The following is a 7,213-nucleotide window of genomic DNA, read 5'->3' as shown; positions in this document are numbered from 1 at the left end:
CTCACAAGGAGCGCGTCGCCGAATTCAAGAAAGCCCTGCGCGACCACAATCTGCAACTGGCTTCGCTGCTGCCGATGTACCGCTGGGCCAGTCCCCACGAGGACGAACGCCGGGCGGCGGTGAGTTACTGGAAGGAAGCAATCCAGATCGCCGTGGAGATGGGGTGTACGACGATGAACTCGGAGTTCGGGCGCGGGCCGTCGCCGGATCGCGGGCACAAGGTCAGTTGTTGCGGCGGCGTACACAGCCATGAGTCCAGCGAAGCGGCGTGGTGGCGCTCAATGGAAGAGCTGGTGCCGATCTTCGAAGCGGAGGGAGTCACATTGAACGTCGAGCCTCATCCGGAAGACTGGTGCGAGACGCTGCACCCGGCCCTGGACATGCTCAAGACCCTCGGCTCGGACAACGTCAAGTTCCTCTATTGCACGCCGCACACGTTCTACTTCGGCGACGACATGAAAGCCATGGTCGCCGAAGCCGGCTCGATGATCGCCCATGTGCACATCGCCGACACCTACAACCACAAGGCTTCGTCCGGCTTGCGCTACATCGTCAACCCGCCCGGGGCGAAAGTGACCGTGCACCAGCACATGGACATGCACCAGGGCGAGATCGACTGGGACCTGTTTTTCGGCGAGTTGACCAAGACCGGCTTCAACGGCATCGTCACCGCGTGCGTGTTCGGCTGGGAAGAACGCGCGGATGAATCGGGGCGGTTCATGCGCCAGGAAATCCAGGCGTACGTGGACAAGTACTTCAAGTAGTCGGTGCCGATCAGGCGAGCAACGGCACGATACGCGGCTCGATCGCCTGTTCGCTTACCTCCAGCAACGCCAGCGTCACCGGCAGCTTGAACCGCCGCCGGCCGGCGCTGCCAGGGTTTAGGTACAGCCGATCACCGCGCCATTCGACCAGGGGTTTGTGCGAATGGCCGGTGATCACCAGCCTCACATCGGCATCGAGCAGCGCCGGCACATCGGCGATGTCATGGACCAACAGCACCTGCCAACCGCCGAGTTCGAATTGCAGGCTGTCGGCGATATTCCCTGCCCAGTCGGCGCCAAGGTCGTTGTTACCCCGTACTACGTGCAGCTCGCCAACGGCGGCCAACGTCTCGAGGATCTCCGGGCTGCCGATATCACCGGCATGAATAATCCGCTCGCAGCCTTGCAGGGCGGCCATTGCTTCGGGGCGCAGCAGGCCATGGGTATCTGAAATCACGCCCACTTTCATGAAACCTTCCTCCCCTACGGTGTGTCGTCAGCTGTAGCTGCCTCGTCGCAGTTAGCTAACGTGCTGAAATCGAATAGGATAGGCTGCGCGCTGAAGCGCCAAGCCCTGTCGTGTAGAAGGATATATCAATGCTCGGACGCAAACGGCCGGAGCCCAGGATTGAAAGCCCCGATCAGGCCTTTTCCCCGCAAGCTGTGCGGGCCGGGGCTGCATTTCGGCTGACCGTGAGTTTCATGCTCGTGGTAATCGTCGCCTTCCTGGCCGTCGAGGGCTGGCGTACCTGGCGAGACTATCGGGCGGCCTTCGCGTCTGCCCGCGATTCGGTGACGAACCTGGCGCGGGCGACGGCCCAACACGCCGAGGACACCATCCGGCAAGTGGATGTGGTCACCGCCGCCCTCGGCGAGCGCGTGGAAGGCGACGGTTTGCAGAACATGGACATCCCGCGCATTCATCGGCTGCTGGTGCAGCAGGCCGCGATCATGCCGCAACTGCACGGGCTGTTCATCTACGGCCCGGACGGCCAGTGGCTGGTGACCGACAAGGAAGTGATCCCGGAGATGGCGAACAACGCCGACCGCGACTACTTCCAGTACCACCGTACCCACGAGGATCGAGGCGTACGTATTGGCGATGTGGTCAAGAGCCGATCCACCAACGACCTGATCATCCCCATCTCGCGCCGCTTGAACAACCCCGATGGCTCGTTCGCCGGGGTGATGCTCGGGACGGTCAAGGTCAGTTATTTCGTCGACTACTACGGCGACTTCAAGATCGACGGCAAAGGTGCCCTGGTCCTGGCCAAGCGCAGCGGAACGATCCTGGTCCGCCGGCCTTTCGTCGCTGCGGTGATTGGCAAGAGCCTGGTCAATAGCGTGATCTTCCGGGAACATCTGCCCACTTCCAACCAGGGCGTCGCCGAAGCCAAGGCCGTCGTCGACGACACCGAGCGTCTGTATGGCTACCGGGCCCTGACCACCTACCCGCTGGTGGTGGAAGCCGGTTTGTCGCGGGAATCGATCATTGCTCCGTGGCGTCGCGACCTGCTCAAGACCGGCCTGGTACTGGTGTTCCTGATCGCGATTCTGGTCGGGTTCGGCCTGATCGTCCTGAGCCAGCTGCGCTACCGCATGACCATGGAAACGCAGATTCGCAGCGCCCACCAGGCCATGCGTGACATGGCGCTGACCGACAGCCTGACCGGGTTGGGCAATCGCCGGCGGCTGGACATTGCCCTGGCCGACGAGCTACGCCTGGCCAAGCGGCAAGGCTCGTCCCTGGCCCTGATCATGCTCGACGTCGACTACTTCAAACGCTACAACGACAAATACGGCCATGCCGCTGGCGACGATTGCCTGCGGGCGATTGCCGGCGCGATCGGGCAGACCATCAAGCGGCCCGGGGACCTGGCGGTCCGGTACGGCGGTGAGGAGTTCACCGTATTGCTACCAAACACCGACAGCGCAGGCGCCGCCAAAGTGGCGCAGCAAATCCTGGAATCCGTCAGGGCCTTGAACATTGAACACGGCGATCACCCGCTGGGGATCGTGACGATCAGTGCCGGCATCACCACCTGCCAACCGAGCAGCGAGGACGTCAGCCCTGCGATGCTGATCAAGGCCGCCGACGCCTTCCTGTACCTGGCGAAGAACACCGGGCGAAACCGCTGGTGCAGCGCCGGCGCCGCCCAGGGCTGACCGCATATCGGCTGATTTCAGCCAACACTGGCCTGCACAGGTGCCGATCCGGCGCTTGACGGCTACAATGCGCGCTTCGACCGTGACCAGCCTGACTAAAAAACATGTCCTTGCCTAAACATCATCTGGAATTGCTCAGCCCCGCCCGCGACGTGACCATCGCCCGCGAGGCCATTCTGCATGGCGCCGATGCCGTGTACATCGGTGGCCCGAGTTTCGGCGCGCGTCACAACGCCTGCAACGAGGTGAGCGACATCGCCGGGCTGGTGGAATTCGCCCATCGCTACCATGCCCGGGTGTTCACCACGATCAACACGATCCTGCACGACAACGAGCTGGAGCCGGCCCGCCAGTTGATCCATCAGCTCTACGACGCCGGCGTCGATGCGCTGATCGTCCAGGACCTGGGCGTGATGGAGCTGGACATCCCGCCGATCGAGCTGCACGCCAGCACCCAGACCGACATCCGCACCCTGGCCCGGGCAAAGTTTCTCGACCAGGCCGGTTTCTCGCAGCTGGTATTGGCCCGTGAGCTGAACCTGCAGGAAATCCGCGCCATCGCCGACGAGACCGATGCGGCCATCGAGTTCTTCATTCACGGCGCCCTGTGCGTGGCGTTTTCCGGCCAGTGCAACATTTCCCATGCCCAGAACGGGCGCAGCGCCAACCGTGGCGATTGCTCCCAGGCCTGCCGCCTGCCCTACACCCTCAAGGATGACCAGGGCCGGGTTGTCGCCTATGAAAAACACCTGCTGTCGATGAAGGACAACAACCAGAGCGCGAACATCCGCGCCCTGGTCGAAGCGGGCGTGCGCTCGTTCAAGATCGAAGGTCGCTACAAGGACATGGGCTATGTGAAGAACATCACCGCCTACTATCGCCAGCGCCTCGACGATGTTCTCGAAGACCGCCCGGACCTGGCCCGCGCCTCCAGCGGCCGCACCGCGCATTTCTTCGTGCCGGACCCGGACAAGACCTTCCACCGTGGTAGCACCGACTACTTCGTCAGCGAGCGCAAGATCGACATCGGCGCCTTCGACTCGCCGACGTTCACCGGCGTGCCGGTGGGCGTGGTGGAAAAAGTCGGCAAGCGCGACTTGCAGGTGGTGACCTTCGACCCGCTGTCCAACGGCGACGGCCTCAACGTGCTGGTCAAGCGCGAAGTGGTCGGCTTCCGGGCCAACATTGCCGAGCCCAAGGGCGAATTCCTCGACGAGGACGGCAAGCAGCGCTACCGCTACCGCGTCGAACCCAACGAGATGCCGGCCGGCCTGTACCAGTTGCGCCCCAACCATGCGCTGAGCCGCAACCTCGATCACAACTGGCAGCAAGCACTGCTCAAGACCTCCGCCGAGCGTCGCGTGGGCCTGGCCTGGGTCGCTCGCTTGCGCGAAGAGCGCCTGGAGTTGACCGCCACCAGCGAAGAAGGCATCAGCGCCAACGTCGCCCTGGACGGTCCCTTCGGCCTGGCGAACAAACCGGAGCAGGCCCTGGAGCAGTTGCAAGACCTGCTCGGCCAGTTGGGCACCACCGAATACCACGCCACATCGATCAAACTGGATGCGCCCCAGGCTTATTTCATTCCCAACTCCCAGCTCAAGGCCCTGCGCCGCGAGGTCATCGAAGCCCTGACCACGGCGCGTATCGCGGCGCACCCACGGGGCGGACGCAAGGCCGAGACCACGCCGCCACCGGTGTATCCGGAGGCGCATTTGTCATTCCTGGCCAACGTCTACAACCAGAAGGCCCGGGACTTCTACCACCGCCACGGGGTCAAGCTGATCGACGCGGCGTTCGAAGCCCATGAGGAAACCGGCGAAGTCCCGGTGATGATCACCAAGCACTGCCTGCGGTTTTCCTTCAACCTTTGCCCCAAGCAGGCCAAGGGCGTCACCGGCGTACGCACCAAGGTTGCGCCGATGCAGTTGATCCATGGTGATGAAGTACTGACGCTGAAGTTCGACTGCAAACCCTGCGAGATGCATGTGGTGGGCAAGATCAAGGGGCATATCCTTGACCTGCCGTTGCCCGGCAGCACGGCGCCACCGGTGGTCGGTCATATCAGTCCGGAGGACTTGCTCAAGACGATTGCGCGTGGAGCGCACTGAGTCAAATGGATCTCGATTGACTGTACTGTTCTCTTCGCGAGCAGGCTCGCTCCCACAAGTAACGCTGTTCACAAACCCGTGGGGGGGGAGCTTGCTCCCGCTGGGCCGCGAAGCGGCCCCAAAACCTGCCAAATGCGGAGCATCAGACACACCGCACCCGCCGGCTTTACGACTGCTTCGCAGCCGAGCGGGAGCAAGCCCCCCCGCCACAGGTTCATCATTTTTTCTTAAGTGAACAGCTTTACGCTCCCACAGGGGATTTTCATTTCTGCGCCGTTTTCGCTTTGCCCGGCGACAGATTCCGTTCAAAGGGCTCCCCTATCGCGCATTCATGATGCTAGGTTGTAAGTGATTGTTTCATACCGTCACTTTTTCCCTGCAAAGGAATGCCTCCCACCATGAACTTCCCGTTCAAGCGTCTCGCTATCGCCACCCTCGCCCTGTCCAGCCTGTCGTCTTTCCCGATGTCGGCCTACGCCAACATTTCCGCACAACAGAGCGCGACCCTGGTCGAAAAATTCACTGATACCTCGGTCAACGATTTCCGCCAGTTCCTCGCAAGCGTCGCCAATAGCGAGCTGGCGAAAACCGCCAACCTCGGCCCGGCCATCAGCGCCTTCCAGGGCAACAAAACCCTCTCGGCGGAACAGCAGAACGAAATCCATCGCCTGCTGGGTATCTATGCCCGGGTGAAGTACGGCAAAGCTGCCACCGAAACCTTGCGCCAATTGGTGGAAATCCCGACCTATCGCAAGGACGGCGTTGCCCAGCATGAAAACCCTGAGTTCCTCAAGATCGCGAACAAGATCAAGAGTCTGGCCGAGTCCTTCAACCTGAACTTTCGCAACATCGACAACCGCGTCTACGAGATATCCCTCGAAGGCTCGGGTGACGAAGTGGTGGGCATTCACGCCCATGCCGACGTGGTCCCAGTCACGCCGGAAAACTGGGTGCTCAAGGACGGCACCAGGCTTGATCCCTTCAAGGTCACGCTGGTGGGCGATCGGATGTACGGCCGCGGCACCGAAGACGACAAGAACGGCATCGTTGTGGCGCTCTACGCCATGAAGATCATCAGGGAAGAAAAACTGCCGCTGGCGCGCAACTTCAAGCTGCTGGTCGATACCACCGAGGAAACCACCGGCGACGCCATTCCTTACTACTTCGAGCGTAACCCGACGCCAAACTACAACCTGGCGCTGGATGGCAGCTACCCGGTGGTGATTGCCGAGAAAGGCTATGGCACGGTCATGGCGAATTTCCCGCGCCGGTCGGCACAGGGTCAAGGTGCCGAGATTACGGCGTTGACGGGCGGCATGGCGACCAATCAGATCCCGTCGACGTCGGTGGCGACCTTTACGACCGACAAGCCCGCCGAACTGGCTGCCAGCCTGGCCAAGGCCAGCACCGACTTTGCCAAGGCCAATGGCGGCGACTTTCAAGTCGCCAGCGAGGTCGTCGATAATGCGGTCAAGCTGACCTTCACTGGCGTTTCGGCACACTCCTCCGAGCCCGAGTCAGGCGTCAATCCGGTCGCCAGGATGCTGCTGTTCATCGATGGTCTGGGCGACACCGTCGCACTCAAGCACAACCACATCACCGACGCTGCGCGCTATGCCGCCGACAACTGGGGCCTGGACTACCTGGGGAACAAACTCGGCATCGGTTTTTCCGACGCGTTCATGGGGCCGCTGACCGCCTCGCTGACCTACGTCGGGATGGATGACAAGGCCTTCAAGCTCGCGGTCAACCTGCGGGTGCCCGTGGGCAAGCCGACGCAAGCGCTGAAGACTGAAATCGACGACAAGCTTTCAGCCTGGGTGAAGAAGTCCAGGATAGCGGTGGCCTTCGACAACTCCATCGACGAGCCGATGTACCGCAACCCCGAAGGTGAATGGGTCAAGGCGCTGCTGGCCGTTGCCACTGAGAATCTCGGCATGGAGCACAAGTTCGGTACGTCCGCCGGCGCCACGTCGGTTCATGATCTACCCAACGGCGTGCAGTTCGGCCTGGCCATGCCCGACGTCAAGTACACCGGGCACAACGATAACGAGTTCAAGACCGTCGAGCAGTTCCTGTTGGACCTGCAGGTCGTCACCGAAATGATGGGGCGGATCGGGCAGTTGCCGAAGCTCTGAGCCTGTTGTGATCCACCCGTGGGGGGGGGGGGGGGGG

General features: G+C 62.1%; 5 protein-coding genes. 4 read left to right on the top strand and 1 reads right to left on the bottom strand.

Translation table 11 applies throughout. The features are described 5' to 3' along the window. Window positions 1–764, top strand: a 764-nt coding sequence (locus ACE04F_RS04300; protein ID WP_486105101.1) for a sugar phosphate isomerase/epimerase family protein, incomplete at its 5' end; no start/stop codon positions are given. 10 nt (window positions 765–774) lie between these two features. Here ACE04F_RS04300 and ACE04F_RS04295 read toward each other — a convergent pair. After that, window positions 775–1,233: a metallophosphoesterase family protein gene (locus tag ACE04F_RS04295; protein WP_486105099.1), complete on the bottom strand. Its 459-nt coding sequence runs from the start codon at window positions 1,231–1,233 to the stop codon at window positions 775–777. Window positions 1,234–1,361: 128 nt separating this feature from the next. Between ACE04F_RS04295 and ACE04F_RS04290 the strand changes: the two genes are divergently transcribed. From ACE04F_RS04290 to ACE04F_RS04280, 3 genes are all read left to right on the top strand, one after another. Continuing rightward, on the top strand, window positions 1,362–2,930 hold the full coding sequence (locus tag ACE04F_RS04290) for a sensor domain-containing diguanylate cyclase (RefSeq protein ID WP_486105097.1): 1,569 nt from the start codon (window positions 1,362–1,364) through the stop codon (window positions 2,928–2,930). 104 nt (window positions 2,931–3,034) lie between these two features. After that, window positions 3,035–5,038, top strand: coding sequence for a peptidase U32 family protein (locus tag ACE04F_RS04285; protein WP_486105095.1), 2,004 nt, complete (start codon window positions 3,035–3,037; stop codon window positions 5,036–5,038). Window positions 5,039–5,436: 398 nt separating this feature from the next. Then, the gene (locus tag ACE04F_RS04280; RefSeq protein ID WP_486105093.1) at window positions 5,437–7,176 is read left to right on the top strand and encodes a dipeptidase; all 1,740 of its coding nucleotides are present in this window, start codon (window positions 5,437–5,439) and stop codon (window positions 7,174–7,176) included. The last annotated feature ends 37 nt before the right edge of the window (window positions 7,177–7,213 follow it).

It is taken from the genome of Pseudomonas sp. AGC41, from assembly GCF_057334555.1.
This window is presented reverse-complemented; position numbering and strand designations above follow the sequence as displayed.